The 26,751-nt window shown below is 71.8% G+C and carries 21 protein-coding genes and 1 riboswitch; of the genes, 11 read left to right on the top strand and 10 right to left on the bottom strand.

Annotation, left to right across the window (positions count from 1 at the left end; genetic code table 11):
* Positions 1-76: 76 nt before the first annotated feature.
* The gene (locus ACWD10_RS12170; RefSeq protein ID WP_451089747.1) at positions 77-688 is read right to left on the bottom strand and encodes a hypothetical protein; all 612 of its coding nucleotides are present in this window, start codon (positions 686-688) and stop codon (positions 77-79) included.
* Positions 689-794: 106 nt separating this feature from the next.
* A riboswitch (cobalamin riboswitch) is annotated at positions 795-1,003 on the top strand.
* 151 nt (positions 1,004-1,154) lie between these two features.
* Between ACWD10_RS12170 and metE the strand changes: the two genes are divergently transcribed.
* From metE to ACWD10_RS12200, 6 genes are all read left to right on the top strand, one after another.
* Entirely contained in the window at positions 1,155-3,488 is a 2,334-nt protein-coding gene (gene metE, locus ACWD10_RS12175; protein WP_451089749.1) for a 5-methyltetrahydropteroyltriglutamate--homocysteine S-methyltransferase, read from the top strand.
* Between the two features lie 306 nt (positions 3,489-3,794).
* The gene (locus tag ACWD10_RS12180) at positions 3,795-4,577 is read left to right on the top strand and encodes an MHYT domain-containing protein (RefSeq protein ID WP_451089751.1); all 783 of its coding nucleotides are present in this window, start codon (positions 3,795-3,797) and stop codon (positions 4,575-4,577) included.
* Positions 4,578-4,748: 171 nt separating this feature from the next.
* Entirely contained in the window at positions 4,749-7,688 is a 2,940-nt protein-coding gene (locus tag ACWD10_RS12185) for a sensor histidine kinase (protein ID WP_451089753.1), read from the top strand.
* Positions 7,685-8,194 (top strand): roadblock/LC7 domain-containing protein, encoded by a 510-nt coding sequence (locus ACWD10_RS12190; RefSeq protein WP_451089755.1) that lies wholly within the window; start codon positions 7,685-7,687, stop codon positions 8,192-8,194. Before ACWD10_RS12185 ends, ACWD10_RS12190 begins: the two co-directional genes overlap by 4 nt.
* Positions 8,191-8,589: a DUF742 domain-containing protein gene (locus ACWD10_RS12195; RefSeq protein ID WP_451089757.1), complete on the top strand. Its 399-nt coding sequence runs from the start codon at positions 8,191-8,193 to the stop codon at positions 8,587-8,589. The genes ACWD10_RS12190 and ACWD10_RS12195 overlap by 4 nt, the downstream gene beginning before the upstream one ends.
* Positions 8,570-9,205 carry a GTP-binding protein gene (locus ACWD10_RS12200; RefSeq protein WP_451089759.1) on the top strand — a complete coding sequence of 212 codons (636 nt, stop codon included), beginning with the start codon at positions 8,570-8,572 and terminating at the stop codon, positions 9,203-9,205. Before ACWD10_RS12195 ends, ACWD10_RS12200 begins: the two co-directional genes overlap by 20 nt.
* A 28-nt stretch (positions 9,206-9,233) precedes the next feature.
* Here the strand turns inward: ACWD10_RS12200 and ACWD10_RS12205 are convergent, their stop codons facing one another.
* Positions 9,234-11,999: a P-loop NTPase gene (locus ACWD10_RS12205; RefSeq protein ID WP_451089761.1), complete on the bottom strand. Its 2,766-nt coding sequence runs from the start codon at positions 11,997-11,999 to the stop codon at positions 9,234-9,236.
* 310 nt (positions 12,000-12,309) lie between these two features.
* Here ACWD10_RS12205 and ACWD10_RS12210 point away from each other — a divergent pair, with 310 nt between their 5' ends.
* Positions 12,310-13,368, top strand: coding sequence for a macro domain-containing protein (locus ACWD10_RS12210; RefSeq protein WP_451089763.1), 1,059 nt, complete (start codon positions 12,310-12,312; stop codon positions 13,366-13,368).
* Between the two features lie 95 nt (positions 13,369-13,463).
* Here the strand turns inward: ACWD10_RS12210 and ACWD10_RS12215 are convergent, their stop codons facing one another.
* Entirely contained in the window at positions 13,464-13,934 is a 471-nt protein-coding gene (locus tag ACWD10_RS12215) for an Lrp/AsnC family transcriptional regulator (protein ID WP_451089765.1), read from the bottom strand.
* A 113-nt stretch (positions 13,935-14,047) separates the two neighbouring features.
* Here ACWD10_RS12215 and ACWD10_RS12220 point away from each other — a divergent pair, with 113 nt between their 5' ends.
* Complete coding sequence (locus tag ACWD10_RS12220; protein ID WP_451089767.1) at positions 14,048-15,388, top strand: APC family permease; 1,341 nt, start codon at positions 14,048-14,050, stop codon at positions 15,386-15,388.
* The gene (locus ACWD10_RS12225; RefSeq protein WP_451089769.1) at positions 15,385-16,176 is read left to right on the top strand and encodes a class I SAM-dependent methyltransferase; all 792 of its coding nucleotides are present in this window, start codon (positions 15,385-15,387) and stop codon (positions 16,174-16,176) included. Before ACWD10_RS12220 ends, ACWD10_RS12225 begins: the two co-directional genes overlap by 4 nt.
* Before the next feature lie 85 nt (positions 16,177-16,261).
* Here the strand turns inward: ACWD10_RS12225 and glnA are convergent, their stop codons facing one another.
* Positions 16,262-17,671, bottom strand: coding sequence for a type I glutamate--ammonia ligase (glnA, locus tag ACWD10_RS12230; protein WP_451089771.1), 1,410 nt, complete (start codon positions 17,669-17,671; stop codon positions 16,262-16,264).
* A 426-nt stretch (positions 17,672-18,097) separates the two neighbouring features.
* On the opposite strand from glnA, the gene ACWD10_RS12235 reads away from it, so the two are divergent.
* A complete protein-coding gene (locus ACWD10_RS12235; RefSeq protein ID WP_451090048.1) occupies positions 18,098-18,508 on the top strand; it encodes an RDD family protein in 411 nt (136 codons plus the stop codon).
* Between the two features lie 213 nt (positions 18,509-18,721).
* Here the strand turns inward: ACWD10_RS12235 and ACWD10_RS12240 are convergent, their stop codons facing one another.
* The 4 genes from ACWD10_RS12240 to lipB all read right to left on the bottom strand — a co-directional run bounded on the left by ACWD10_RS12240 (position 18,722) and on the right by lipB (position 22,026).
* The gene (locus tag ACWD10_RS12240) at positions 18,722-19,420 is read right to left on the bottom strand and encodes a DUF4191 domain-containing protein (protein WP_451089773.1); all 699 of its coding nucleotides are present in this window, start codon (positions 19,418-19,420) and stop codon (positions 18,722-18,724) included.
* Positions 19,421-19,450: 30 nt separating this feature from the next.
* Positions 19,451-19,654, bottom strand: coding sequence for an SCO2195 family GlnR-regulated protein (locus tag ACWD10_RS12245; RefSeq protein WP_451089775.1), 204 nt, complete (start codon positions 19,652-19,654; stop codon positions 19,451-19,453).
* 408 nt (positions 19,655-20,062) lie between these two features.
* Positions 20,063-21,028 carry a lipoyl synthase gene (gene lipA / locus ACWD10_RS12250; protein WP_451089777.1) on the bottom strand — a complete coding sequence of 322 codons (966 nt, stop codon included), beginning with the start codon at positions 21,026-21,028 and terminating at the stop codon, positions 20,063-20,065.
* 167 nt (positions 21,029-21,195) lie between these two features.
* Positions 21,196-22,026: a lipoyl(octanoyl) transferase LipB gene (gene lipB, locus ACWD10_RS12255; RefSeq protein ID WP_451089779.1), complete on the bottom strand. Its 831-nt coding sequence runs from the start codon at positions 22,024-22,026 to the stop codon at positions 21,196-21,198.
* A 356-nt stretch (positions 22,027-22,382) separates the two neighbouring features.
* Between lipB and ACWD10_RS12260 the strand changes: the two genes are divergently transcribed.
* Entirely contained in the window at positions 22,383-23,831 is a 1,449-nt protein-coding gene (locus ACWD10_RS12260; RefSeq protein ID WP_451089781.1) for a regulator, read from the top strand.
* A 37-nt stretch (positions 23,832-23,868) separates the two neighbouring features.
* Here ACWD10_RS12260 and ACWD10_RS12265 read toward each other — a convergent pair whose 3' ends face one another.
* Both ACWD10_RS12265 and ACWD10_RS12270 read right to left on the bottom strand, forming a co-directional pair.
* Positions 23,869-25,524 carry an FAD-dependent oxidoreductase gene (locus ACWD10_RS12265; protein ID WP_451089783.1) on the bottom strand — a complete coding sequence of 552 codons (1,656 nt, stop codon included), beginning with the start codon at positions 25,522-25,524 and terminating at the stop codon, positions 23,869-23,871.
* A gap of 307 nt (positions 25,525-25,831) precedes the next feature.
* Positions 25,832-26,740, bottom strand: a complete 909-nt coding sequence (locus ACWD10_RS12270) for a TIGR01777 family oxidoreductase (RefSeq protein ID WP_451089784.1) — start codon at positions 26,738-26,740, stop codon at positions 25,832-25,834.
* Between the last annotated feature and the right edge of the window lie 11 nt (positions 26,741-26,751).

Genomic DNA, 26,751 nt, shown 5'->3' on the forward strand with positions numbered 1-26,751 from the left:
GACGTCCTTCGGAGTTCGGTGCGTGGGCAGGTGACAGCGCACCCACCGCGGCGCCGGAGCGCGAAGGAAGCCGAGGTCAGGCGGCGGCGGGTGCGTAACGCGGGAGACGCGCCGTCACCGGCGGCCCGCGCCGGGACACCACGTGCGCGAGTACGGCGGTACGCGGCCGGGCCGGGCCGTACCAGGACCACGGCCGCCGTCCGGGGCCGGGCGGCTCCGGAAGCCGTACCGCCGCGCCGAGCAGCCGCAACGGAGTGAAGGTCAGCGCTTCGAGCGTGCGCAGGAGCTGGAAGAGTGCCGCCTCGCCACGGGCCAGCCACAGGGCGCACAGGAGCGCGGACAGGAGGTGCGCGGCGAGCATCCCGGCCGAGCCGTGCCCCTGGGTGTGCGCCATGGCGGCGTGGTCCTGGCCGTGCCCCATGGCGGCGGCATGCTCCTGTGCCCCGGCGAAGGCCAAATGCAGTGCCCCCTGCACCGCGAGCAGCCCGGCCCCGATGGCCACCGGACCGCGACGCCGCCGGGCCCCCACCCAGGCCAGAACACCCGTAACGCCCAAAGCGCTCAATAGGCCACCAAGAGGGACCTGATGTCCAGACGTGTACGAATGCCCCGCGGTGCCCAGAGTGACGCACACCGCGGCGAACAGCGCGGCCCGGAAGGCGCGCAGAGTGGAACGGGCGTGCGTCATGGCCGCACATGCTGCCATGGCCCCCGGCGCCCGCTGCCCCCGGGAAGCGGAAATCACACCTCCGCCCCCGCCCGTAGCACCGAACGTCTAGGCTGGCCCACGCAGCTGGTTCGCCCCGCCCGCCAGGCGGTGGCGTCGTAAGAGGGAACCCGGTGGGAATCCGGGACTGCCCCGCAGCGGTGAGCGGGAACGACCGCCGTCACACGCACTGGACGTACGACATCCACGTCCGGGAAGCGACGGCCAGTAGGAGCCCCTGGTACGGGTGAAAGAGCCCGGGCCGAGGAGCACGCCCGCGAGTCCGAAGACCTGCCACTGCCCGCGGACCCGCACGGGCCGCGGTCGCACCGGGACCTCGTGGGCGGGTCGGCGGCGGCAGGGCGACGGCACCAGTGCGTGCGCCGCCCCTCCTTCGTCGTACGTGCTCGGCCGCGCGGCCCGCCGAGAACTCGCGAAGGAGAGTTCCGTGACCGCCGATCACCCCGACACCACCCTCTGCCGTACCGCCGCAACCCTGCACGGCTACCCCCGCCAAGGCCCCCACCGCGAGCTGAAGAAGGCGATCGAGCGCTACTGGGCCGGGCGCACCGACGCCGCCCAACTGCACCGCGCCGCCGCCGAGTTGCGCGCCGCCCGGCGCCGCGAACTCCGTGACGCCGGGATCGAGGAGATCCCCACCGGCGACTTCTCGCTCTACGACCACGTCCTCGACACCGCCCAGATGGTCGGCGCGATCCCGCCCCGGCACCGCGCCGCCGTACCCGCGGGCGAGCAGTGGACGGGCGGCTCAGCGGCCCACGACCTCGCGCTCTACTTCGCCATGGCGCGCGGCACCGCCACCGCCGCGCCCCTGGAGATGACCAAGTGGTTCGACACCAACTACCACTACCTCGTACCGGAGTTGGGGCCCGGCACCGTCTTCACCGCCGACTCCCGCAAGCAGCTCACCGAGTACACCGAGGCCCGTGACGAGGGCTTCGCCGCCCGGCCCGTGCTGCTCGGGCCGATCAGCTTCCTGCTGCTCGCCAAGCCCGCGCCGGGCGCTCCCGACGGCTTCGACCCGCTCACGCTGCTCGACCGGCTGCTCCCGGTGTACGCCTCCGTCCTCGCGGATCTGCGGGCCGCGGGCGCCGCCTGGGTACAGCTCGACGAGCCCGCCCTGGTCCAGGACCGGCCGGGCGCCGTGCTGAGCGCCACCGCCCGCGCCTACCGCGACCTGGGCGCCCTCACGGACCGCCCCCGACTCCTCGTCGCCTCCTACTTCGACGTACTCGGGGACGCCCTGCCCGTACTCGCGGACGCTCCCATCGACGGCCTCGCCCTCGACTTCACCGGCGCCGCCGCGGGCAACCTCGACGCGCTCGCCGCCATCGGCGGGCTCCCCGGCAAGCGCCTGATCGCCGGGGTCGTCGACGGACGCAACGTCTGGGCCGCCGACCTGGAACGGGCCCTCGCCACCCTCGGCACCCTGCTCGGCCTGGCGGACCAGGTCGACGTCGCCCCGTCGTGCTCGCTGCTCCACGTGCCGCTCGACACCGCCATGGAACGCGGCCTCGACCCGCAGATCCTGCGCTGGCTCTCCTTCGCCCGCCAGAAGACCCGCGAAGTCTCCCTGCTCACCCGCGCGTTGCGGCACGGCCGGGACACCGTCGCCGCCGCGCTCGCCGCCCGCCGCGCCGACCTGGCGACCCGCGCCGGATCCGCGCTCACCCACGACCCGGCGGTACGCGCCCGCTGCGCCGCCGTCACCGCGGACCAGACCCGCCGCGCGGCCGCGTACGAGGAACGAACCGCCGCCCAGCGCGCCCGCCTGAACCTGCCGCCGCTGCCCACCACGACCATCGGCTCCTTCCCGCAGACCCCCGAACTGCGCTCCGCCCGCGCCGAGTTGCGCACGGGCAGGCTCACCGACTCGGCGTACGAAGAACGCATCGCCGCCGAGATCCGCGAGGTCGTCGCCTTCCAGGAGAAGGCCGGGCTCGATGTCCTCGTGCACGGCGAGCCCGAACGCAACGACATGGTCCAGTACTTCGCCGAACAGCTCACCGGATACCTCGCCACCCGGCACGGCTGGGTCCAGTCGTACGGCACCCGCTACGTCCGCCCGCCGATCCTCGCGGGCGACGTGTCGCGGCCCGCGCCGATGACGCTGCGCTGGACGACGTACGCCCAATCGCTCACCGACCGCCCGGTCAAGGGCATGCTCACCGGCCCGGTGACGATGCTCGCCTGGTCCTTCGTACGCGACGACCAGCCGCTCGCCGAGACCGCGCGGCAGGTCGCGCTCGCCCTGCGCGACGAGGTCGCCGACCTGGAGGCGGCCGGTACCGCCGTCATCCAGGTCGACGAACCGGCCCTGCGCGAGACCCTGCCGCTGCGCCGCGCCGGACACGCGGCCTATCTGGAGTGGGCGACGGAGTCCTTCCGCCTGGCCACCTCCGGGGTGCGCGCGGACACCCAGATCCATACGCACATGTGCTACGCGGAGTTCGGCGAGATCCTGCCCGCCATCGAGGCCCTGGACGCGGACGTGATCAGCCTGGAGGCGGCCCGCTCCCACCTGGAGATCGCCGCCGAACTCACCGGCTACCCACGGCAGGTGGGCCCCGGCGTCTACGACATCCACGCCCCCGCCGTCCCCACGGAACGCCACCTCACCGACCTCATCGACCGCGCCCTGCACACCGTCCCGGCCGACCGCCTCTGGATCAACCCGGACTGCGGCCTGAAGACCAGGACACCGGACGAGGTGCGCCCGGCGCTTGAGCGGATGGTCGAGGCGGCGAAGCGGCTGCGCTAGTCGCCCGGGGGTTCCGCCCCACGGCGGAACCCCCCACCCCGCCACCCCACCCCGGTAAGACCCTTGCCGTAACCCCCGGCCCGGGATGTCCGAAGCGCCCCGTGACGCGGCGTGACATGAGTCGCACTGTGGAGAAAGCGTGGAGGTGCCGGTGAGGATCTGTAGTCCGCTCCCGCCCCGTGAACTCGGGCTTTACCGATCGGTAGGCCCTGGATCCGACCCCGATTTCACCCCCGGACCCGCCCCGCGACCCCGTGTTAGCGTCCCCGGCGATCGGGGGCCGAACGCGACTGCGAGAGGAGAACCGTGGGTCACATGCACCACATGGCGGGGGGATGGATCACGCCCGTCCTGTCGTACGCGATGGCCGTACTGGGCGCCGCGCTCGGACTCCGGTGCACCGTACGGGCCTTGGCCGCCGGGCCGGGATCCAAGCGGAAGTGGCTGATCACCGCATCGGCGGCGATCGGGGCCGGGATCTGGACCATGCACTTCATCGCGATGCTCGGCTACACCGTCGAGGGCACCGCGATCCGCTACGACATTCCGCTCACCCTGCTGAGCCTGCTCGTCGCCATCACCGTCGTCGGCGCGGGCATCTTCACCGCCGGGTACGGCGGTTCGCGCCCCCGGGCCGTGCTGCTCGGCGGGCTCGGTACCGGGCTCGGCGTCGCCGCGATGCACTACATCGGCATGGCGGCGGTCCGGCTCAACGGCGACATCGCGTACGACCCGGCCACCGTGGCCGCCTCCGTCGTCATCGCCGTGGTCGCCGCCACCGCCGCGCTCTGGGCGACGCTCGCCGTGCAAGGGCCGGTGATCGCGGCCGTCGCCTCGCTGGTGATGGGGCTCGCGGTGAGCAGCATGCACTACACCGGCATGGCCGCGGTGCGCGTCACCGTGCACGCGAGCACCGAGCCGCTGCCGGGCGCCAGCGCCCCCGCCTTCATCTTTCCGCTCGCCGTGGTGCTCGGCTCGTTCCTCTTTCTGACCTGCGCGTTCGTGGCGCTGTCGCCGACCGCGCGGGAACGTGACGCGGACCGGGCGGCGGCCCGGCCGCTGCACGAGGTGGAGCTTCCGGCGACCTGAACGGTCTGCTCCGTTCCGGTTACTTGGCCCCTTCCATCTCTAACGGTCCTTCGGCCTGAAGGGTCCCTTCCGGCACCGATTCCGGCTTCCTTCCGGCACCGTCCCCGAACCCGTCATGGCGCTCCGTCCGCGCCGCCCCCACTCCTGCACCGTCAAGGAGACAGCTGCGCCATGCCCGCACGCCTACCGCTGCCCGAACGGCTGCGCCCCAAATCGATCCGCGCCAAGGTCGTCACCCTGCTCACCGTCCCGGTCGTCTCGCTGATGGCCCTGTGGGGCCACGCCGCGGTCACCACCGCGTCCCAGGTCTCGGACACCGAGCAGCTGAAGCAGATCAACTCGGCCCTCGTCACCCCGGTCGTGGACTTCACCACCGCCGTACAGGACGAACGGGCGGCCGCCCTGAAGTACCGCGCCGCCCCCGGCGCCACCGAGCGGCAGGCCCTCGACGCCGCCGAGTCCCGTACCGACCGGGCCGTCACCGCGCTGCGCCGGGGCGTCGCGTCCAACAGCACCGACCTGGCCGCCCTTGACGCCGGGCTGCCCGGCCGGATCGAGCGACTCCGCGACTCCGCCGACGGCCTTGCCGCCACCCGTAAGGCGGCCACCGCCGACGCCGGGCAGGGAGGAGGAGCGGGCGCCGTGCTCTCCGGCTACGGCACCGCCGTGGACCGGGCCTTCGCGGTACGGTCCGGACTCGCGGGCGCCGATCACGGCAGCACGGGAGCAGCCGCGGCCTCCGACACCCGTACCGTCCTCGAACTCGCCCGCGCCGCCGAGGCGTTGAGCCGCCAGGACGCGGTGCTCGGCGCCGCGCAGGCCGCCGGGAAGATGACCGCCGTCCAGTACCGCGGCTTCGTCGGCGACGTCACCCTCCAGCGCGCCCTCACCGGCGGCGCCGTGGCCGACCTGCGCCCCGACGACGCGGCCGCCTACCGCAAGGTCCTCGACTCCAGCGGCGCCGCCGACCTCGCCACCGCCCAGGACGCCGTCCTCGCGGCGGGCGCCGAGCGCGCCGCCGACGCCGTACCCGCCGACCGCTGGCAGCACGCCGCCACCACCGTGCGGGCCGGGCTCGCCCGGGCCGAGGCGAGCGCGACGGCCGCGGGCGCCGCCGAACCGTACGCCCTGTCCACCCTGGGCAGTTCGGGCCTGGCCGTGCTCCTCGGCCTGCTCGGCGTCGTGGTCGCGCTGCTCCTCTCCGTACGCATCGGCCGCGGCCTCGTCGCGGACCTGACCGGACTGCGCAACTCCGCCCTCGACCTCGCCGCCACCCGGCTGCCCGCCGCGATCCGCCGGATCCACAACGGCGAAGAGCTCGACCTCGACACGGAGGCACCCCTGGGCCCGGTCTCCCAGGTCTCCCAGGTCTCCCCGGTCTCTCCGGTCTCTCCGGTCTCCGCGGGCCCGCGACGCCGCCGTGACATGAGCCGCTGGCGCGGCGGGCGCACTCTCGCCGCACCGACCGAAGCCCCACGTACGCCAGGGCCATCGAGTGAACAGCACTCCGACCGGCACGCCGACAGCACGCACCAACGGCATCCATCAGCCGCTCCGCGGCGGGCGCAGACTGATCCACGGCGACCGGGGAGACAGAACCTGGACCGCACCGCCGCGCGCGACGAGATCGCGCAGGTCGGCGCCGCGCTCACCACTGTGCAGCGCGCCGCCCTGCGCGCCGTCGCGGGCCGCGCCGCCGTCCTCACCGGCGTCTCCGGCGTGTACGTCAGCCTCGCGCGCCGCAGCCAGGTCCTGCTCCACCGCCAACTCGAGCTTCTGGACGCCATGGAGCGGCGTACCGAGAACCCGAACGACCTCGAAGACCTGTTCCGCCTCGACCACCTGACGACCCGGATGCGGCGGCATGCCGAGTCGCTGCTCATCCTCTCCGGCTCGGCGCCGGGGCGCGCCTGGCGCAACCCGGTGCCGCTGCTCGACGCGGTACGCGCGGGCATCGCCGAGACCGCCGACCTGGCCCGGGTACGCGTCGAGGCCATCCCCGACCTGCGCCTGTCCGGCAGCGCGGTGGCCGACCTGGTGCACCTGGTGGCCGAACTCACCGAGAACGCCGCCACGTTCTCGCCGCCGCACACGCCCGTGGTGGTGCGCGGCGAGGAGGTCGGCGCCGGGGCGGTCCTGGAGATCGAGGACCGTGGGCTCGGCATGGGCGACGAGGCCCTGGCCGCGGCCAACGCGAAGCTGCACGCCACCGACATCGACCTGCTGGACTCCCGCCAGCTCGGCCTGTTCGTGGTCAACCGGCTCGCCGAGCGGCAGCGGGTGGATGTGACGCTGCGGCGCTCCGTGTACGGCGGGATCACGGCGGTTGTCTTCGTGCCGGAGCACATTCTGGAGGCTCCACATCCGGGGTTGCGGCCGTTGCCGGGACGGGCGGCGGCCGCCGCGAGGGCGGAGCAACTGGCTCAGGTCCCGGCTCAGGCCCAGGCTCAGGTCCCGGCCCCGGCCCCGGCTCAGGCTCCGGCCCAGGCCCAGGCTCCGGCTCCGGCTCCGGCCCAGGCTCCGGCTCCGGCTCAGGTCCCGGCTCCGGGTTCTGCCCTGACTCCGGCGCACGGGCGGCCCGTGGCGCCGCCGCCCCCGTCGGCGGAGGCACCTCAACTCCCGCGTCGGCAGCGGCAGCCCGAGCCTGGCGCGAAGCCCGCACTCGATCGCGTACCCGAGCAGTTCAGGGCACCCGAGCAGTTCAGGGCACCCGAACCGGAACCCGCGCCCGCGCCCGACCCTGCACCTGCACCCGCACCCGCACCCGCACCCGCGCCCGACCCCGCACCCGCGCCCGACCCCGGCGACGGCCTCCCGCGTCGCGTCCGCCAGGCCAGCCTCGCCCCCGAACTGCGCAGGCCCGAAGAGAGCGGCGGCGAGGGCGACGGCTCGGACGCCCCACAGGCCTCCGCCTCCGCCGCCGCGGCAGCCCCATCGGCCGCCGCCCCGACCCGCCGCTCCCCGGAAGCGGCCCGCGCCACCATGGCGTCGCTGCGCTCGGGCCGCCGCCGCGCCCACGTGACCCGGGACATCCACGGGGAGGCGGGCACCCCGGCCGACCCCTCGAACGCCACTCCGGCCGACACCCCGAACGAAGAAGGCCCCCGATGACCCAAGAGCCCCCGACCTACACCGTGACGCACCTGGCGGACGCGGCGGCACCGGCCGCAGCCGGGAGCGCGAGCGCCGCCGGAGTGACCTGGCTGCTGGACGACCTGGTGAACCGGGTCTCCGAAGTCCGTTACGCGGTCATGCTGTCCAGCGACGGTCTGGCCATCGGCGCCTCCACCGGCATGGGCCGCGACGAGTCCGAGCGCTTCTCGGCGATCGCCTCCGGCTTCCACTCCCTGGCCAAGGGCGCGGGCCGCCACTTCGGCGCGGGCGGCGTCATCCAGACGATGGTCGAGCTGGAGGGCGGCTTCCTCTTCGTGGTCGCGGCCGGGGAGGGCTCCTGCCTGGCCGTCTTCACGGCGGGCCATGCCGACATCGGCCTGGTGGCGTACGAGATGGCCCTCCTGGTGGACCGCGTACGCGAACACCTCGGCGTACCGGCGCGAACGCGGCCCGACGACGAGGGCCCCGGCTCGGGCTCCGGCGCGGAAGGCGCGGCCCCATGACCGAGGGCCCGACCGACGCCTGGACCGACCGCTACGACGACGAGGCGGGCCCGCTCGTCCGCCTCTACGCCATGACCGCGGGCCGCGCCCGCACGGACAACGGCGCGGAGCGGGTCGACCTCATGGCCATCGTCCGCCGTACGAAGAGCGCCCCTGAAGCCCAACTGCCGCCCGAGCAAAGCCACTTGCTCACCCTCTGTGGCGACGGGCCGCGCCCGGTCGCGGACCTGGCCTCCGACTCCGGCCTTCCGCTGGGCGTCGTACGCGTCCTGCTCGGCGACCTCACCGCCCACGGCCTCATCCGCATCACCCCACCCGACTCGGAGGCGTCGACGTCCACACGCCCCGACGCCCACCTCCTGCGAGAAGTGATCAATGGCCTCCGCGCACTCTGAGCACCACGCCGACCAGCCGTCCGACCAGCGGTCCGACCAGCATTCCGCCCAGCCGTCCGACCGGTTCACCGCCCTGAAGCTCCTCATCGCCGGTGGCTTCGGCGTCGGCAAGACGACCCTGGTGGAAGCGGTCAGTGAGATCCGTCCGCTGAACACGGACGAGCAACTGACCGAGGCATCGCGCCCGGTGGACCACCTGACCGGTGTGGAGACCAAGACCACCACCACGGTGGCGATGGACTTCGGCCGCATCACCCTCCGCGACGACCTGGCCCTCTACCTCTTCGGCACCCCGGGCCAGGACCGCTTCTGGTTCGTCTGGGACGAGCTGGCGACGGGCTCCCTGGGCGCGGTCGTCCTGGCGGACACCCGCCGCCTGCCGGACTGCTTCCCGGCGGTCGACTACTTCGAGAGCCGCGACATCCCCTTCGTGGTGGCGGTCAACTGCTTCGACGGCGTCCGTACGCACACGGAAGAAGCGGTTTCCCGGGCCCTGGACCTGAACCCCGCCACCCCGGTCGTCCTCTGCGACGCCCGCCACCGCGAATCCGGCAAGGACGTCCTGATCACCTTGGTGGAACACGTCCTGACCACCCGCACACCGGCCACCACCTGACCGGTTACGCCTGCCCCCACCTGACCGGTTAAGCCCGGCCGCGCCGACGCTCGGCAAGCCGACGCAGGCCATCGAAGGACAGCATGTCATCCAGTTCGACAGGTATCCCGGTCTCCTGCACGGCCGCGGCCGCGGGCCGGTGGAGTGCGGCGGCGAGCCGAGCGCAGAGCTTGCCGTCGGACAGTTGCCGGATCTCGTCGAGGCGGGCGCTGCCCCGGTAACGGCCGCCGCCCAGGAACTTCTCCGCCCGCTCCTCACCGCGTACCCGCTCGAGGAGGACGTAGCAGACCTCGGGGGCATCTGTTCCGGCACCGTCGCCCAGCTGCGCGTTCAGCTTCGCCGCCGACTTGGCGAGGCTCACGAGGGCGTAGCTGGCCCGGCTTTCGTCGAGTGTGATCCCGGCCCGGTCGTCGAGGGCGAGCGCCGCCAGACCGGCCGACGTCTGCGCGTGCCCGTCGTCCCGCAAGGAGATCGAGAACTCCACGAGGAACCCACGGACCGCGCCGTAGTAGTCGCGGTAGTCGCGCAGGCGGGGCGCCAGTCCTCGGCCGTACGCGTCGGACCTGCCCTCCCGGCGCAGCGCGCGCATCAGCGAGACCCGGGACTCGAGCACGTGCTCCCCGGTGCCCTTGACCGCCCCGGTGGCGGCCCACACGGCCTCCGGGACCGGCAGATACCGCGACAGCAGATAGGCGTCCCGGTATCCGTCGGCATCGGCGGCACCGGCCTCGAAGAGGGTGCCCCCGGCCCGGCCCACGAGTTCGTAGACCTTCTGCGCGGCCCCTTCGCGGTGCAGGTACTCGACCACCGTCGACGCGATGGACGGATGCCGCGAGTACACCCGGTCCCCGGCGAAGGTGACCGCCGCCTCGCGGCCCAGGGTCTTGAGGATCTTGCCGTCGGCGAAGACGGAGCCGAGGTCCACCATGGCCGCGATCACCGACCGGCTGGCGCCCTTGCCCTCGTTGCCGTTCTTGTCGAGCGCGTGCTGCATCACGCAGATCCCGGCGAACACCTCACCGAGATCCACCTCACCGAGATCCACCTCACTGAGACGCACCGAGTCGGTCAGCTTGATCTCGTGCAGTTTGCGCAGCAAGTCCTCGATACGGCTGCCGAGTTCAGGACCGTAGCGGACGTCGAGCACGGCGCCGAAGAGCGTGCTGGACTCGGCAGCCATGGAGTCCGCGGACGCGGCGAGCCGGTCCGCAGCCGCCTCGACGTCCGGCAGTGCGGCCGGAAGCAGCCCCATGTGCTGCCACGCCGCGGCGATGTTCCGGGCGTCGTCGCCCGTTATGCCGTGGAAGAGGACGTCGTCGATCCAGCGCTTCAGGGAAGGTCCCGCGCCCTGCCACCACAGCCGGTCGTGGCTGGCGAGCAGGAACACGACCCCCGAGTCCTCGGCGGCCCATACGTCACGCGTGGCGAGCAGATCGTCCATGACCAGGTCGGCATCGTCGACACAGACCAGCGTAGGACCGGCCGAACGGGCCTCGTCCAGCCACGACTTGGTCACCGGGGGAGCGCCCGGCTCGCGCCACAGCACGTTCCACTCCGGCCGGGACGCCGCCACCGTGAGGGCCACCTGGCGTACGGCCAGGGACTTGCCCTCACCCAGCGGGCCGATGGCCACGGCCCCGCCCCCGCCACCGCGGTCGAGCCAGCCGGACACCTGCCGCTCCAGGTCCCCGGTCGCGCCCAGGACCGGCCAGCGCCCCGGCTTCGCGTCCGCCCACACCGGACGGCTGCCCTCCGCGAAGGCTCCGGGCGAGTACGAGGCGGGGGCGGTCACCCTGCGCGGCACGCGCGAGTACCCGAAGGGAGAAGCCGTCTCGCCGGTCTCGGCCTCCTCCAGGTCGAGCTCGTCCGTGAACAACTCGTGCCCGTCGACACCCAGATAAAGACTGAAGCCGGGCGCACCCACGAGCTCCGCGAGGACGCCGTCCCCCACCACCCGCGCGGGATCCGAGTCGTACGCCGCCCAGAGCACCTCGGCCTGCAACAGATCCGCCTCGTCGAGGACCCGCTCGCGCATGCTCCGCATGAACCCGTCCAGCCACCCGCTGTAGCCCACCACCAGAACCACGGAGTTCTTGAGCAACTCCTGAAGCACCCGGTCCAGCTTGGGGCGCTTCGCGGTGATCCGGGACGGCACATTGCTCGTCGCCGGTCCCGTCCAGTAACCGTGAATGTGCAGCACCGGCTGGGTGATCGCCTCCCGCAACTGCTCCGGCGTGGGCGCCGAATCCGTCGGCACCGGGATGGGCGCGGCGTCAACTCCCGCATCGCGCAAGGCGATCTCGATCAGCGGGTCGAAGTTCGTCGTGATGATCGGCCCGCGCACCTTGCCGCTCAGACCGGCGAAGAACTGCGCGAACCGCTGGTAGCCGACCGGAATCCGCCAGCTCCCCGACTTCACGTACGCCCGGCACTGCTCCTCGTCCCGCGCGACCCTGGCCACGTCCTCCGCGGCCACGTCATCGCACCCGCGAAGCACCGCGGTACGGATCGCCCGCATGACGGTGGACTCACCGGCCTGCTTGGTCAGCAGGGCGGCGGCGTTCTGGTACTTCAGCCCCGGATCCGTGACGGGCTCGAGAATCTCGTCGAACTTGGTGCGCCCCGCCCTCGGCACGTGATCGCGGAAGATCCGGGTGAGCTCCGGGACCCCGGGCATGACGGCGCTGCTGATACCCGAACCGAAGACCGTGACAAGGCGACGATCGGCCTCCTCCGCGACCACCTGAAGGCGGATTCTGAGATCGGAGACGTCGCCGAAGTCCATGGGATCCATGACCAGATGAAACCACCAATTGATGCCTCTGGCACCGGTGTTGAGGCATATGATCGCCTGTGCACGGGCGACGATGCCGAGGGGCCGCCCGCATCCGAAGAGCGGAAGCGCAGAGGGACCGAGGGGCCGAAGAGGCGAAGGACCGAGGGACCGAAGAGCAGGAGAGGCGACGGGCTGAGAGGCCGAGGAGCCGAAGGACCGAGGGGCCGAGAGATCGAGAGGTCGCGAGAGGTCAAGAGGCCGAGAACGGTCGAGAGGCCGAGAGACTGAGCGACCAAGAGACTGAGCGACCGAGGAGGGGGACGCACCGATGACTCCGCTGCACCTGGCTGTCACGGCGGTCCTCGCCGCCGCGGGCATCGCGCTGCAGATCTGGTCGTCGGCGGCCGCCCGCTCCGAGCGGCAGTACGCCCTCCAGCTCCCGGCGATCCTGCTCTACTCCCTGGCGGCGGCGCTGTTCCTGTTCTCCGCCTTCCCGGACTCGCTCACCGAGGGCAAGGCCCTTGGCTTCGGACTCGGTGGCGCCGCGGGCTTCGCCGCGTTCTTCATGCTCGCCTCCTTCACCTGGCTGGCCAGGACCCGCCCACGGGACGAACTGGCGGCCCGCCTGAAGACCGCCGAACGGGAGAACACCGCCCTGCGCCGCCGACTCCGCAGCGCACGCCCGCCGGGGGACGGACGGTCCGAGCCCCGCCCGCTCGCCCAATGCACCCGATACGAACTGCCGTTGCGTGGCGACCGGCGCCACCGCGTCGGCATGATCACCGGGAACCTGGCCAACGTCCTGGGCACGGACGTCTGGGTCAACTCGGAGAACTCCCGCATGGAAATGTCCCGCGTCGACGAACGCACCGTCTCCGCGACGATCCGCTACCACGGCGCCCGCAAGGACGACACCGGCCAACTCGTCCACGACACCATCGCCTTGGAACTGGCCGAGCGCATGGCGGGCCGTACGCACGTATCGGCGGGCCAGGTCCTGGTCACCGGCCCCGGCGAGCTGGCCGAGAGCAACCAGGTCCGACGGATCCTGCACGTCGCCGCCGTCGAGGGCGAACCCGGCTCCGGCTACCGCCCGGTCATGGACCTACAGCGCTGCGTACGCAACATCCTCACCGAAACCGACCGGCGCGCCGCGGACGGCGAGCCCCTACGCTCCCTCGTGCTGCCGCTCCTCGGCGCGGGCGGCGGCAAGAGCGACCTGCACAAGACCGTGGACACCCTCCTGTCCGCGACGGTCGACTACTTCCGCTCCCACCCGTCGTCCCGCATCCGCGTCGTGTACCTGCTTGCCCATACGGACGTACAGGCCGCGGCCTGCGAAGCGGCGCTCGAGGCGGCTGCGGACCTCGTATCCCCCGAAGCATAGGCCTGAGGTCTGGGGCCTGAGGTCCGAATCTGAGGCGCGAGGTCTGAATCCGAGGCGCGAGGTCTGAATCCGAGGTCTGAGGGCGACGCCCGGCCTCACGACTCGGTGGGATCCCCGAGGGGCCCGACCACCGGAGAGCTGTGGTGCTGATAGATCACCGAGCTACGGAAGTTGACGATCTCACGGCGCTCGCTGAACCGGTCCATGAGCAGGGCATGCAACTGATCGACGTCCGGAACGGCGACGTGGACGAGAAAGTCGTCGCTGCCCGCGACGACGAACACCGAGAGAACTTCCGGGAGTTGGGAAACGTACCGCTTGAAGCCCTCGATGACCTCGCGGCTCAACGGCCGTACCTGGATCGAAAGCAGCGCCTGCACATGGCGGTTGAGGGCCCGCAGGTCCACCGAGGCGTGGTAGCCGGTGATCACTCCCCGGTTGCGCAGCACGCGTACGCGCTCCAGGCAGGTGGAGGGGGCGATGCCGAGCGTGCGGGCCAGCTCCCTGTTGGTTATCCGTGCGTCGCGCTGGAGATGCTCCAGAATCGCCGAATCAAGTTCGTCCATGCCCACCATTCTGGCCCCGATACCGAATCTCATTCCGCTCCTCACTGAACTCGCCCTCATTTGCCCTACGTTCACCGCGAAATGCCGAACGAACACCGAGCAAGGGGCAGCGGATGAGCGAGACCGTACGGCCGCCGGAGAGCCTGTCGAGTGGGCGGCCGAGCCGCCACGGACACCTCGGCCTGGGAACCGGCACAGCACTGAGCGTGGGCGCGGTCCTGGGCCCCGGCGCGCTGACCCTCGCCTCGGCGGCGGCAGCGGTGGCGGGACCGGCCTCATTGCTGGCCTGGCTGGGCCTGGTGGCGGTGAGCCTGCCCATAGCCCTGGTGTTCGCGGCGCTCGGGGCCCGGCACCCGGACGGCGGCGGGGTGTCCGCATTCGTCCAACGAGCCTTCGGGCCGCGACCGGCCGCCCCGGTGGGCTGGTGGTTCTACTGGGCGGTGCCGCTCGGCGTACCGGCCGCGGCACTGATCGGCGGTGAATACGTCGCTTCGGCCGCGGGGTTGGGGCGTGGCGCCGTACCGCTGATCGCCCTCCTGGTCCTTGCCGCCGCCTGGGGGGCCAACCTCGCCGGGCTGCGCCTGTCCGGACGGCTGCAACTGCTCATGATCGCCCTGCTCACCCTGCTCCTGGGTACGACCATCGCGCTATCGAGCACACACATGGAGGCCGAGCACTTCACCCCCTTCCTGCCGCAGGGCTGGGCGTCCGTCGGCAGCGCGGCCGCCGTGCTGTTCTTCGCCTTCGCGGGATGGGAGGCCATCAGCCATCTGTCGGCCGAGTTCGCGGCACCGGGGCGCGATCTGCCCCGCGCTACGGTACGAGCGTGGGGGATCGTCGCAACGCTGTACGGGGGGCTCGCACTCGTGACCATCGGCGTGCTCGGCGCCGGGGCGGGGGCCACCACCACACCCCTCACCCTTCTCCTGGAGCGGAGCATCGGAACGTACGCCCGTCCGGTGACCGCGGTGGCGGCGCTGCTCCTCACCTTCGGGGCGGTCAACACCTACCTCGCGGGCGGCGCCCGCCTGGGCGCGGCACTCGGCCAGGACGGCGCGATGCCCCGCCGCCTGGTCACCGAGCCCGGCGGCGAGAGCGCACCACCCCGGCGCAGCCTCACGCTCTTGACGGCCGCGTCGATGGTGGTCACGGCCGCAGCGGCGGCAGGCGCGGTCGAGTTGGAGACCCTCCTCCGCTCAACCTCGGCCTGCCTGGCCGCAGTCACCCTGGCCGGGCTACTGGCGGCGGCAACCCTGCTGCCCCGCGGAAGCCTCCTCCGCACCGCCGCCGTTGCCAGCGCCGCCATGGTCACACTCGTACTCACCTTCTGCGGCCCGTACCTCCTCCTACCGGCGGCCCTGGCAGCAACCGCCTACGCCACACGTGAGAAGTCCTCCCGTAAGAAGCCCTCAAAGCCCCTGACAACTCCCCGGAAAGGAAACAACCCCACATGACCCAGGCCACCGACCACTACGACCGTCTACTCGCCGAGCACTACTCCTGGATGCTCGGCGGCGACGTCCACGAACTCGCCGCAGCCCAGACCAGCCTGCTCAAGGAGCTGGGAGTGGGAGCAGGAGCAGGAGTAGACGGTCCCGAAGAGGCGACAGAGGCGGCAGAGGAGACACTCGCCGTCGACCTCGGCTGCGGCCCCGGTCAACAGAGCCTGGCCCTGGCCGACCTGGGCTTCACCTCCGTACTCGCCGTCGACACCAGCCGCCGACTGTTGGACGAACTGACCCACCACGCATCGGCCACTGCCACCACCACCATCCGCCCCCTGCACGCGGACATACGCGGCGTACTCCCGGAGCACACCCGCCCGGGCACCGTGTCCACCGTCGTCTGCATGGGCGACACCCTCACCCACCTACCGAGCAAACAGGACGTCACCACCCTGCTGGGCGAGATCACCGAAAGCCTCACCGAGGGAGGCCAACTGATCATCTCCTACAGGGACTTGACCAACCCCCTCAAGGGAACCGACCGCTTCCTCCCGGTACGAAGCACCCCGGACCGCATCATGACCTGCTTCCTGGAGTACGCCGATGAGGACAAGGTCACCGTCCACGACCTGATCCACGAACGCACCGGCGACACCTGGACCCTGCACACCAGCAGCTACCCCAAACTCCGCATCAGCTCCGCCTGGCTGACCCAGGAGTGCCGCACAGCAGGCCTCCGCATCCAGCACGACGCCGTCGGCCCCCGCGGCATGCACATCATCAGCGCCGTGAAGTGACCGAACACGAATGAGGGCCGCTCTCCATACCAGGAGTAGCGGCCCTCATCGCTAGTCGGCCGGGGCGGGCGAAACCCGCCGCCTCTTAGATGTCGAAGTAAAGCTCGAACTCGTGCGGGTGCGGCCGCAGCTGGATCGGGGCGATTTCGTTGGTGCGCTTGTAGTCGATCCAGGTCTCGATCAGGTCGGAGGTGAAGACGCCGCCGGCCTGGAGGTACTCGTTGTCCGCCTCAAGGGCGTCGAGGACGGCCGGGAGGGAGGTCGGGACCTGCGGGACGCCCGCGTGCTCCTCGGGGGCGAGCTCGTAGAGGTCCTTGTCGATCGGCTCGGCCGGCTCGATCTTGTTCTTGACGCCGTCGAGGCCCGCGAGGAGGAGGGCCGAGAAGGCCAGGTACGGGTTCGAGGACGGGTCCGGGGCGCGGAACTCGACGCGCTTGGCCTTCGGGTTGGAGCCCGTGATCGGGATACGCATGGCCGCGGAGCGGTTGCGCTGCGAGTAGACCAGGTTGACCGGGGCCTCGAAGCCCGGAACCAGGCGGTGGTACGAGTTCACCGTCGGGTTCGTGAAGGCCAGCAGCGACGGGGCGTGCTTCAGGATGCCGCCGATGTAGTAGCGGGCGGTGTCCGAGAGGCCCGCGTAACCCTGCTCGTCGTAGAAGAGCGGGGAGCCGCCCTGCCACAGCGACTGGTGGACGTGCATGCCCGAGCCGTTGTCGCCGAAGATCGGCTTCGGCATGAAGGTCGCGGTCTTGCCGTTGCGCCAGGCGACGTTCTTCACGATGTACTTGAAGAGCATCAGGTCGTCGGCGGCGGCCAGGAGGGTGTTGAACTTGTAGTTGATCTCGGCCTGGCCCGCGGTGCCGACCTCGTGGTGCTGGCGCTCGACCTTCAGGCCCGCCTTGTTCAGCTCCAGGGAGATCTCGGCGCGCAGGTCGGCGAAGTGGTCGACCGGGGGAGCGGGGAAGTAGCCGCCCTTGTAACGGACCTTGTAGCCGCGGTTGTCCTCGATCGCGCCGGTGTTCCAGGCGCCCGCCTCGGAGTCGATGTGGTAGAAGGACTCGTTCGACTTGGTCTCGAAGCGGACCGAGTCGAAGACGTAGAACTCCGCCTCCGGGCCGAAGAACGCCGTGTCCGCGATGCCGGTCGAGGCCAGGTACGCCTCGGCCTTCTTCGCCACGTTCCGCGGGTCACGGCTGTACTGCTCGCCCGTGATCGGGTCGTGGATGAAGAAGTTGACGTTCAGCGTCTTGTCGCGGCGGAAGGGGTCCACGCGCGCGGTCGACAGGTCGGCGCGCAGCGCCATGTCGGACTCGTGGATGGCCTGGAAGCCACGGATCGAGGAGCCGTCGAAGGCGAGCTCCTCGGCCGGGTCGAACGCCTCCGCCGGCACCGTGAAGTGCTGCATCACACCGGGCAGGTCGCAGAAGCGGACGTCGACGAACTGCACGTCCTCGTCTGCGATGAACTTCTTGGCCTCGTCGGCGTTCTGGAACATCCAGCTCCTCCTACTCCCGGTCCGGGCGGAGCCGGGTCTGTGTCACTCGTGGTGCGGCCAGTGCGGTGGCCCACGCTGGACCCGACCATAGGGACAGGGGATTTCTCAAGCGTGACCCATTTGTTTCACCGAAGTTAACCGGCCCGGGCGTGAGACGGGCGTCAAGAACCGCCAGGGACTCGACCCGGACCAGGGACTCGACCCGGACCCGGCCAGGGACTCGGCCCGGACCCGGCCTCGTACGGGCGAAACCGGGCGCAGTACCGTGGACGGGTGGAGAAGAGACAAGCCGCGGACCAGGGACAGGCTGCTGCGGACAAGGGTCAGGCCGCTAAGAAGAGCCAGTCCGCCAAGAACAGTCAGGGCGCGGACACGCGACAGGTCATCGGATCGTGGCTCAATGGCCCCCGGCAGACCGCCGAGGACATGGGTGTCGCCGACTTCGGTTACCGCGGCGAGCGCCTCGGGCTGCCGGAAGAAGGCTCCGGCGCCATCGCCCCGTTCGGGCGGCGCCTCGGCGCCCTGGCGATCGACTGGGCCGCGTGCATGCTCATCGCATACGGGCTCTTCGCACAGGGCGACCGGCAGGCGCAGGGCAACTGGGCCCTGGGCATCTTCTTCGTCCTGAGCCTGCTCACCGTCGGCACGCTCGGCTCGACCCCGGGCAAGCGGCTGCTCGGCCTGCGCGTGGTCGCCGAGGGCGGCGGCCGGCTCGGCCTCGGCCGGGTCCTCGTCCGCTGCGTACTGCTCTGCCTGGCGATCCCGCCCCTCATCTGGGACCGCGACGGCCGCGGCCTGCACGACCGCATCGCCCGCGCCGTGCAGGTACGGATCTAGTTCTGCGCCGTGCGCGTGCGGATCTGGTTCCGCGCCGTGCGGGTGCGGATCTGGTTCTGGTCCGGCGGATCAGGGCCTGGTCGAGGCGGCAGCCTTTCCACGTCTTCGTATACGGCGCGATACGCGGGTTTCACACGCCTGGGGATACGCGAAGGGGGCGCCGGAACCCATCGGTTCCGGCGCCCCCTCCACGTATGTCCGTGAACGCGGACGTCACATCTTCGGGCCGCCCCGCGGCATCCGCATGCCCTTGGGCATCGGGCCCTTCGGCAGCGGCATGTTGCTCATCAGGTCGCCCATCGCGCGCAGCCGGTCGTTGGTCGCCGTGACCTGCGGGCCGGTCAGCACGCGCGGCAGTTTCATGAGCGTGGTGCGGAGCTTCTTCAGGGGGACCTGGTCCTCGCCGTTGCCGACGATGAAGTCGTGCACCGGGACGTCCGTGACGATCCGGGCCATCTTCTTCTTCTCGGCGGCCAGCAGGCTCTTCACGCGGTTCGGGTTGCCCTCCGCGATCAGTACGATGCCGGCCTTGCCGATGGCCCGGTGCACCACGTCCTGGCTGCGGTTCATCGCCACCGCCGGAGTCGACGTCCAGCCCCGCTTCATCTGATCGAGCACCGCGGCCGCAGCCCCGGGCTGGCCCTCCATCTGCCCGAACGCGGCCCGCTCGGCCCGGCGGCCGAACACGATCGCCATCGCGAGGAAGGCGAGCAGGAAGCCGAGAATGCCCAGGTAGACAGGGTGGCCGATCAGGAAGCCGATGCCGAGGAGGACACCGAAGGTGACGATTCCCACAGCGGCGATGACAAGACCGATCTTGGGGTCGGCCTTGCTGGTCATCTTGTACGTGAGGGCGATCTGCTTGAGTCGCCCTGGGTTCGCAGTGCTCGCTGCGTTGTCCTTCCTCGCCATGCCTTGAAGTTTACGTGCCCGCCGGATGGCTTACGACGTCCGGGCCGGGCTAACGGCCTGGAGCACCTGCTCCGTCTCGACGCGGTCCTTCGCGCGGCGCCGGTCCTCGAGCACGGAGGACCACGCGTTACGGCGGGCGGTGCGCTGTCCACCGCGCAGCAGCACTGACTCGACGGCGCGCAGAGCGCCGGTGACGGACGGGATGGCGGTGGCGCGAACGGGCGCGGCCTGCATGGCGGGGGTCCCCTCTGGATGTCCGGTAATGGCGGGGTGGGGGGTGCGCTGGGTGCGGGGGGCGGGCGATGCTACGTGACGTAAGGACAGTGTCACTCAAGGGTGTTACCAGCGCATGACCAGCTGGTCAAACACCCATGAAGGCCCGGCACCCACCCCCCGACGGCCCGCCGGAACGCCGACGCGGCCCGTACCCCGCCCCCACCTGCGGGGACCTGTACGGACCGCGTCGTCCCGGCCGTGACCGGCCGTTATGCGCTTGTGCCTGAATTCACAGAGTTGCGGCGAGCAGATGCTCAAGGGCCGAGCGGGTGCTTCAGCGGGTGCTCCACGGCGTACTGCTGAAAGGCGTAGGCCTCGAACTGCTGAAAGGCGTAGGCCGCGAACGGCTCGAACGACTCGGACTGCTCAGACGGCCTGCGCGGCGATGTACGTACCGCGCTTCTCGATCGCCATCTGGTACAGCCGACCCGCGCGGTACGAGGAGCGGACCAGGGGTCCGGACATCACGCCGGAGAAGCCGATCTGCTCGGCCTCATCCTTCAGCTCCACGAACTCCTGCGGCTTGACCCAGCGCTCCACCGGGTGGTGGCGCACCGACGGGCGCAGGTACTGGGTGATCGTGATCAGCTCGCAGCCCGCCTCGTGCAGCTGCTTCAGCGCCTCGCTGATCTCCTCGCGGGTCTCGCCCATGCCGAGGATCAGGTTCGACTTGGTGACCAGGCCGACCTCGCGGGCCTCGGTGATCACCTTCAGGGAGCGCTCGTAGCGGAAGCCGGGGCGGATCCGCTTGAAGATTCGCGGCACCGTCTCCACGTTGTGCGCGAAGACCTCGGGGCGGGAGGAGAAGACCTCGGCCAGCTGCTCCGGCTCGGCGTTGAAGTCCGGGGCGAGCAGCTCCACCTTCGTACGGCCGTCCTCGCGGTCGGCGGTCTGGGCGTGGATCTGCCGCACGGTCTCGGCGTACAGCCAGGCGCCGCCGTCCTCCAGGTCGTCGCGGGCGACGCCGGTGATGGTGGCGTAATTCAGGTCCATCGTGACCACGGACTCGCCGACGCGGCGCGGCTCGTCGCGGTCCAGCGGCTGCGGCTTTCCGGTGTCGATCTGGCAGAAGTCACAGCGCCGGGTGCACTGGTCGCCGCCGATGAGGAAGGTCGCCTCGCGGTCCTCCCAGCATTCGTAGATGTTGGGACAGCCTGCCTCCTGGCACACGGTGTGCAGGCCCTCGCTCTTCACGAGGTTCTGCATCTTCGTGTATTCGGGGCCCATTTTCGCCCGGGTCTTGATCCACTCGGGCTTGCGCTCGATGGGGGTCTGGCTGTTGCGGACCTCCAGGCGCAGCATCTTGCGTCCGTCGGGTGCGACTCCGGACACGTGCGGCTCCCTACAACTTCGATTACGTCGACAGCTTTGATTCGTCGGCGACCACCAGGGTACGCCCGTCGTTCATTCGGGCCTACGCCCGGCCAACCTATGGACCTCGGTTCGTATTCCCCGGGATTCCCCTTGGGTGGGGCTGGGCCGGGGGGCTCCGGCCGGGGCTAGACCGCCGCGGTCTCCGGCTGTTCGCGGACGATCTCGCGCGGTTTGAGTTCGGCGTTCTCCAGGACGTCCCGCAGGTGCTTCTGCACGACCGGCAGTACGTCCTCGATGGTGAGGTCACGGCCCAGCTCGTCGGCGAGCGAGGCCACGCCCGCGTCCCGGATGCCGCAGGGCACGATCTTGTCGAACTCCTTGTTGTCCGGGTTCACGTTCAGGGCGAAGCCGTGCATCGTGACGCCCTTGGCGACGCGGATGCCGATGGCGGCCAACTTGCGGTCCTCGCGGCGCTGACCGGCGTTGGACGGGGCGTACTCCGGGCCGTTGAGCCGCGGGTCGAACTCCTCGTCCTGAGTACGCGGGTCGAAGTCGAGGGTGAGGCCGCCCAGGCTCTGCTCCGCCGGGTCCTTCGGGTCGCCCAGGATCCAGACGCCGCTACGGCCCTCGACCCGGCTGGTCTCGACGCCGAACTCGGCGCAGGTACGGATCAGCGCTTCCTCGAGTCGGCGCACGTGCGCGACGACGTCCACCGGGCGCGGCAGCTTCAGGATCGGGTAGCCCACCAGCTGGCCCGGGCCGTGCCAGGTGATCTTGCCGCCGCGGTCCACGTCGATCACCGGGGTGCCGTCGAGCGGACGCTCGCTGTCCGCGGTGCGGCGGCCGGCCGTGTAGACCGAGGGGTGCTCAAGGAGCAGGCAGGTGTCGGGGATCTCGTCGGCGAAGCGGGCGGCGTGCACCCGGCGCTGCTCGTCCCAGGCCGCCTGGTACTCGACCTTGTCCGGGCCGAAACCAAGGCGTACGAATCGCAGCCCACCACTCACGGCTTCACTCACGGCAGTGCCTCCCTGAAAACATTCACCCTGCACGTTTTGCGCCCTCAGCCACTGTACGGCCCTATCAGACGGGGCGTACGGGCCGGGGCGATCGGTTCGGCCCGGCCCGGGGAGCGGCCGCGGGGTGCGGCCGCCGGGTGCGGCCACGGGTCAGGGGTGTGTGTCCAACACCGGCTCGGTTTCTCACACGATCGGATGAATGTGGGGCAGAGGTCGCGTTACAGACGATCTGGACGGCTAAATTCGCGCCGTTCGTGCGGCCGATTCACGGCCACGGGGCCGGACCCGGCCACGCGGCCACGACGGCCATGAGGCCCTGACGGGCTAGTCCCGGAAGGCAGGAGATCGCAGAGCTGATGACGGAACGACCCCCGCAGCGCACCCCCAACCGCCAGCTCGCCGCGCTCATCGCCGAGGCCGGCTTCTCCCACGCAGGGCTCGCCCGCAGGGTCGACCAACTCGGCCTCGAACACGGCCTCGACCTGCGTTACGACAAGACCTCGGTGACCCGCTGGCTGCGCGGTCAGCAGCCGCGCGGCACCACCCCCGCACTGATCGCCGAGGTCTTCACGCGGCGGCTCGGGCGGCGGCTCTCGGCGCAGGACCTCGGGCTCGACGCCTGCGCCCCGGTGTACGCGGGCCTGGAGTTCGCGTCCGGCCCCGAGGAGGCCGTGGACATCGTCGGCGGCCTGTGGCGCAAGGACTCCGGCAGCCACGCCGAGCTGCGGAAGATCGCCTTCACCCCGGCCGGGCTCGTGGTGCCGAGCCGGGACTGGCTGATCGGCCGCGCCGACGAGCGGGTCGCGCGCGGCGATCCGGCGTCCGAGCGCGTGCCCGCACAGGGCCGTCAGAGCCGTCACTCGGTGCCCCGGCAGCGCACCCAGACCGAGCGCGGGCCCGGCCAGCGGGTGACCGGCGGGGACATCGCCGCGCTGCGTTCCGTCGCCGAGCTGTTCCGCGCCCTCGACCACGCGTACGGCGGCGGGCACGCCCGGCAGGCGCTCGTGCGGTACCTGGAGCACGAGGTCGAGCCGATGCTCCGCGGTACGTACGGCGAGACCGTCGGGCGGCGGCTCTTCGCGGCCGCCTCGGACCTGACCCGGCTCGCGGGCTGGACCTCGTACGACATCGCCGCGCACGGCCTCGCCCAGCGGTACTTCGTCCAGGCGCTGCGGCTCGCACAGGCCGCGGGCGACCGGGCGTACGGCTCGTACGTCCTGGTCACGATGAGCCGCCAGGCCGTCTACCTCGGCCATGGCCGCGAGGCCGTGCAACTCGCCCGGGTCGCGCAGCAGGGCGTCGGGGCCGCCGCGCCGCCCGTCGTCCAGGCGCTGCTGCACTCCGTGGAAGCGCGCGGGCACGGGGTCCTCGGCGAGGTCCGCGCCTGCACCGCCTCGCTGGTCCGGGCCGAGCGCGCCCTGGAGGCGGCCCGGCCCGGGGACGAAGTGCCGTACTGGGCGCGGTTCTTCGACGAGGCGCAGCTGGCCGATGAGTTCGCGCACTGTTATCGGGATCTACAGCAGTACCGCGCCGCGGCACAGAACGCGGAGCGGTCGTTGCAGTTGCGCGCGCCCGGGTACGCGCGGTCGCGGCTGTTCTGTCGCGTGGTGCTCGCGACCGCTCGGCTCGGGTTGGGGGAGTTGGACCAGGCTTGTGCGTTGGGGGCGGAGGCGGCGCAGCAGGCTTCTGAGATGCGGTCGGCGCGGGCGCTTGATTACGTACGGGACTTCGAGCGGCGGCTCGAGCCCTATCGGGATGCGGGGGCGGTTCGCGGGTACCGGGAGCGGGTCGCCGCGCTGGGGTGAGGGGGTGGGGGCTTCGCCCCCGGCCCCGGCCCCCCGGTTACGCCGCCGCCGGAACCGGACGGTCCCCCAGTGCCGCCGGACTCACCCCCAAGTCCCGCAGGACCGCCCGTGCCGCCCTCCTGCCCGAGTGCAGGGCTCCCTGCACCGTGCCCGTGTCCCGGTGGTCGCCGCAGACGTAGAGGCCGTGAAGGAGGCGGACGGCGCGGCGGGGGTCGTGTGGTGCGGGCATCGCCGGGACCGCCTCCGGGTCGTGGTGTTCGGCGAGGAGTTCCCAGTCCGTCGTGGATGTGCCGTACAGGCGGGCCAGGTGGGCGCGGATCTCGCCCTCCGGTGGCGGTGCCCCCAGGACCACCGAGGTGATCAGTGGCCGTCCGTCCGGGGCTCGTGCGGGGTCGACCTCGCTCATGACGGAGGTGTGGGCGACCGGTCCTTCGCGGTCCGCGGCGAGCAGTAGCGCGGGTCCGGCCGGTGGGGCCGACGGGGCGGTGTGGTGGACCACGGTGACCGGGTGGAACGACGGCAGGCGCAGGCCGGGCAGGAGTTCGGCGGCCTGGCGGGCGCCGGTCGCCAACACCACGGCGCCGCAGCGGAGCTCGCCGTGGTCGGCGGTGCGTACCGCGTTCGTGGCGATCTCCACGGCCTTCACACCGGTGTGCACCGTGCCTGGCGGCAGCGCGGCCGCCATTCGCTCCGGCAGCTCGGCTGCGCCGCCCTCGGGTACGCAGAGCCGACCGCGGGCCAGGCCGCGCAGCGCGAGGTCGACACACCGGCTGGACGTGTCCAGGTCCGGGTCGCAGAGCAGCGCCGCGAGCAGCGGGCGAAGCAGTCCGTCGACGGTGCGCGCGGGCAGCCCGTGCGCCAACAGGGCGTCGGTGGCGGGCAGTTCGGGCCGGTGCAGGATCCGGGGGACCTCGGTCCCGGCGAGCCGGGCCAGGGCGGCGGCGAGCCGCGCCTGGTCGAGCGCGCCGCCAAGGAGCGGCCGGGCGGCGGCCCGGGCGGCACGTGGCGCCCGCGGCCCCAGAGGCCCCAGTGAGCCCAACGTCCCCAGCGATCCCAGTGAACCCAGAGAGCCGAGCGAACCCAGTGAGCTGAGTGAACCCAGAGAACCGAGTGGCCCCAGTGGCCCCCGTGGCCGCAGTGGGCCTCTGGAGGTGCGTGGGCCACGGGAGTCCAGTGGCCCCGCGGGCGTGCCCGGGATGCGTGGCCCGAACCCGGTCCCGGCGCGCAACGGACCCCGAGGGGCGCTCGCGAGGGCGCGCGCTGCGTTGAGTGCGCCCCTCGCGCTCCGTCCGGCCTGTCCGGCCCGTCCGGTGCGCCGGGGCCGCCCCGTCCGTCCGCCCGGCCTGCCCCCGCCCCGGCCCTCGAACGCGGGCGCGAGGGCGCTGCCCGGCTCCCGCACCTGGTGCAGGCGGCCCTCGCCGTGCACCAGGAGTCCGGCCGTGAACGTGCGCAGGGCGAGGCCGTCGAGGCCTGGGGTGCGCCGCAGCTCCGGGTACGAACTGCAGAGGAGTCGGCCGATCCGGTCAAGCCGGAAGCCGTCCTTCTGTTCTGTTGCCATCCGGCCCCCCACATAGGGGGCGGCCTCCAGGACGATCGTGTGCACCCCAGCTCGGGTCAGCTGGAGGGCGGCGGAGAGTCCGGCGGCTCCGGCTCCCACGACGATGACGTCCGCATGATCCGCGGGCTCAAGCACGTGCCCCTCCCCGAGGTTGCGCGGCTCCTTGGGACGTGATGCCCCAACAAGCCACAGGAATACCCGAGTTCGGCTCGAGGTTAGGGCGGTATCCGGTCAGGTGCAGTCGCGCGTGGGCAGGGCACGGTCGCACACGGTCGCATGTTGGTCGGGACCGGTCGTTCGCTCGTGCTGTTCGCGTGACGGAGCGTCATCGCCGTACGTCATCGCCGTACGTGATCGACGTCATTGCCGTATGTCATCGCCGTACGTACGACCGCACCTCAACTCCGTACGTACGGTGGCGCGTCATCCACACGGCCACCCGTCAACGCAGCGCCGCCCGCAGCGCTTCATCAATGGTCGGGAACGCGAACCGGAAGCCGGAGTCCAGGAGTTGCGCGGGGCGCACCCGCTGGCTGCGGAGCACGTCGCCCGACATCTCGCCGAGTACGAGCCGCAGCGCGGGCGCCGGGGCCGGAAACGGTGTCGGGCGGCGCAGGACGCGGCCCATCGCGGCGGTCACCTCACGGTTCGTGACCGGGTGCGGGGCCGTCAGATTGACCGGGCCCGACAGGCCGCCCGGCTCCAACAGCGTCCGCAGCGCGGCCACTTCGTCGTGCAGCGCGATAAAGCTCCAGTACTGCTCGCCGCTGCCGAGCCGTCCGCCGAGCCCCGCCCGGAACAGCGGGAACAGCCGCCCCCAGGCCCCGCCGCCGCGCGCCACGACCAGGCCGGACCGGGCGAACGCGGTGCGCACCCCGGCCTGAACCGCCGGGCCCGCGGCCTCCTCCCACGCCACGCACAGCGACGGCAGAAACCCTTCGCCCGCCGGAGAACGCTCGTCCACCTCGCGGTCGCCGGTGTCGCCGTAATAGCCGATCGCGCTGCCGCAGAGCATGACCTCCGGCGGCTCGTCCAGGTCCGCGACCGCCTTCGCGAGCGTGGCGGTGCCGAGCACCCGGCTGTCCCGGAGTTCGCGCTTGTACGCGGCCGTCCAGCGGTGGTCGCCGATGCCCGCCCCGGCCAGGTTGACCACGGCGGTGCACCCGGCGAGCCCGGCCGTGTCGACGTACCGCCGCTTCGGGGACCACTCGACCTCGTCCGCGGCCCGGGCCGGGCGCCGCACCAGGCGGACGACCTGGTGCCCGTCGGCGATCAGGGAGCGGGCCAGGGCCGAGCCGATGAGGCCGGAGGCACCGGCGATGGCTACGCGGGAACGCTGCGTGGCATCCATGAGCCCCATCC

The sequence above is a fragment of the Streptomyces sp. NPDC002851 genome, from assembly GCF_053591935.1.

Bases quoted from the DNA above. Each gene is read 5' to 3' on its own strand.
- ACWD10_RS12170 (WP_451089747.1), bottom strand. From the start codon at position 688: ATGACGCACGCCCGTTCCACTCTGCGCGCCTTCCGGGCCGCGCTGTTC.
- ACWD10_RS12185 (WP_451089753.1), top strand. From the start codon at position 4,749: ATGCCCGCACGCCTACCGCTGCCCGAACGGCTGCGCCCCAAATCGATC.
- ACWD10_RS12190 (WP_451089755.1), top strand. From the start codon at position 7,685: ATGACCCAAGAGCCCCCGACCTACACCGTGACGCACCTGGCGGACGCG.
- ACWD10_RS12195 (WP_451089757.1), top strand. From the start codon at position 8,191: ATGACCGAGGGCCCGACCGACGCCTGGACCGACCGCTACGACGACGAG.
- ACWD10_RS12200 (WP_451089759.1), top strand. From the start codon at position 8,570: ATGGCCTCCGCGCACTCTGAGCACCACGCCGACCAGCCGTCCGACCAG.
- ACWD10_RS12205 (WP_451089761.1), bottom strand. From the start codon at position 11,999: ATGGATCCCATGGACTTCGGCGACGTCTCCGATCTCAGAATCCGCCTT.
- ACWD10_RS12210 (WP_451089763.1), top strand. From the start codon at position 12,310: ATGACTCCGCTGCACCTGGCTGTCACGGCGGTCCTCGCCGCCGCGGGC.
- ACWD10_RS12215 (WP_451089765.1), bottom strand. From the start codon at position 13,934: ATGGACGAACTTGATTCGGCGATTCTGGAGCATCTCCAGCGCGACGCA.
- ACWD10_RS12220 (WP_451089767.1), top strand. From the start codon at position 14,048: ATGAGCGAGACCGTACGGCCGCCGGAGAGCCTGTCGAGTGGGCGGCCG.
- ACWD10_RS12225 (WP_451089769.1), top strand. From the start codon at position 15,385: ATGACCCAGGCCACCGACCACTACGACCGTCTACTCGCCGAGCACTAC.
- glnA (WP_451089771.1), bottom strand. From the start codon at position 17,671: ATGTTCCAGAACGCCGACGAGGCCAAGAAGTTCATCGCAGACGAGGAC.
- ACWD10_RS12235 (WP_451090048.1), top strand. From the start codon at position 18,098: ATGGGTGTCGCCGACTTCGGTTACCGCGGCGAGCGCCTCGGGCTGCCG.
- ACWD10_RS12240 (WP_451089773.1), bottom strand. From the start codon at position 19,420: ATGGCGAGGAAGGACAACGCAGCGAGCACTGCGAACCCAGGGCGACTC.
- ACWD10_RS12245 (WP_451089775.1), bottom strand. From the start codon at position 19,654: ATGCAGGCCGCGCCCGTTCGCGCCACCGCCATCCCGTCCGTCACCGGC.
- ACWD10_RS12260 (WP_451089781.1), top strand. From the start codon at position 22,383: ATGACGGAACGACCCCCGCAGCGCACCCCCAACCGCCAGCTCGCCGCG.
- ACWD10_RS12270 (WP_451089784.1), bottom strand. From the start codon at position 26,740: ATGGATGCCACGCAGCGTTCCCGCGTAGCCATCGCCGGTGCCTCCGGC.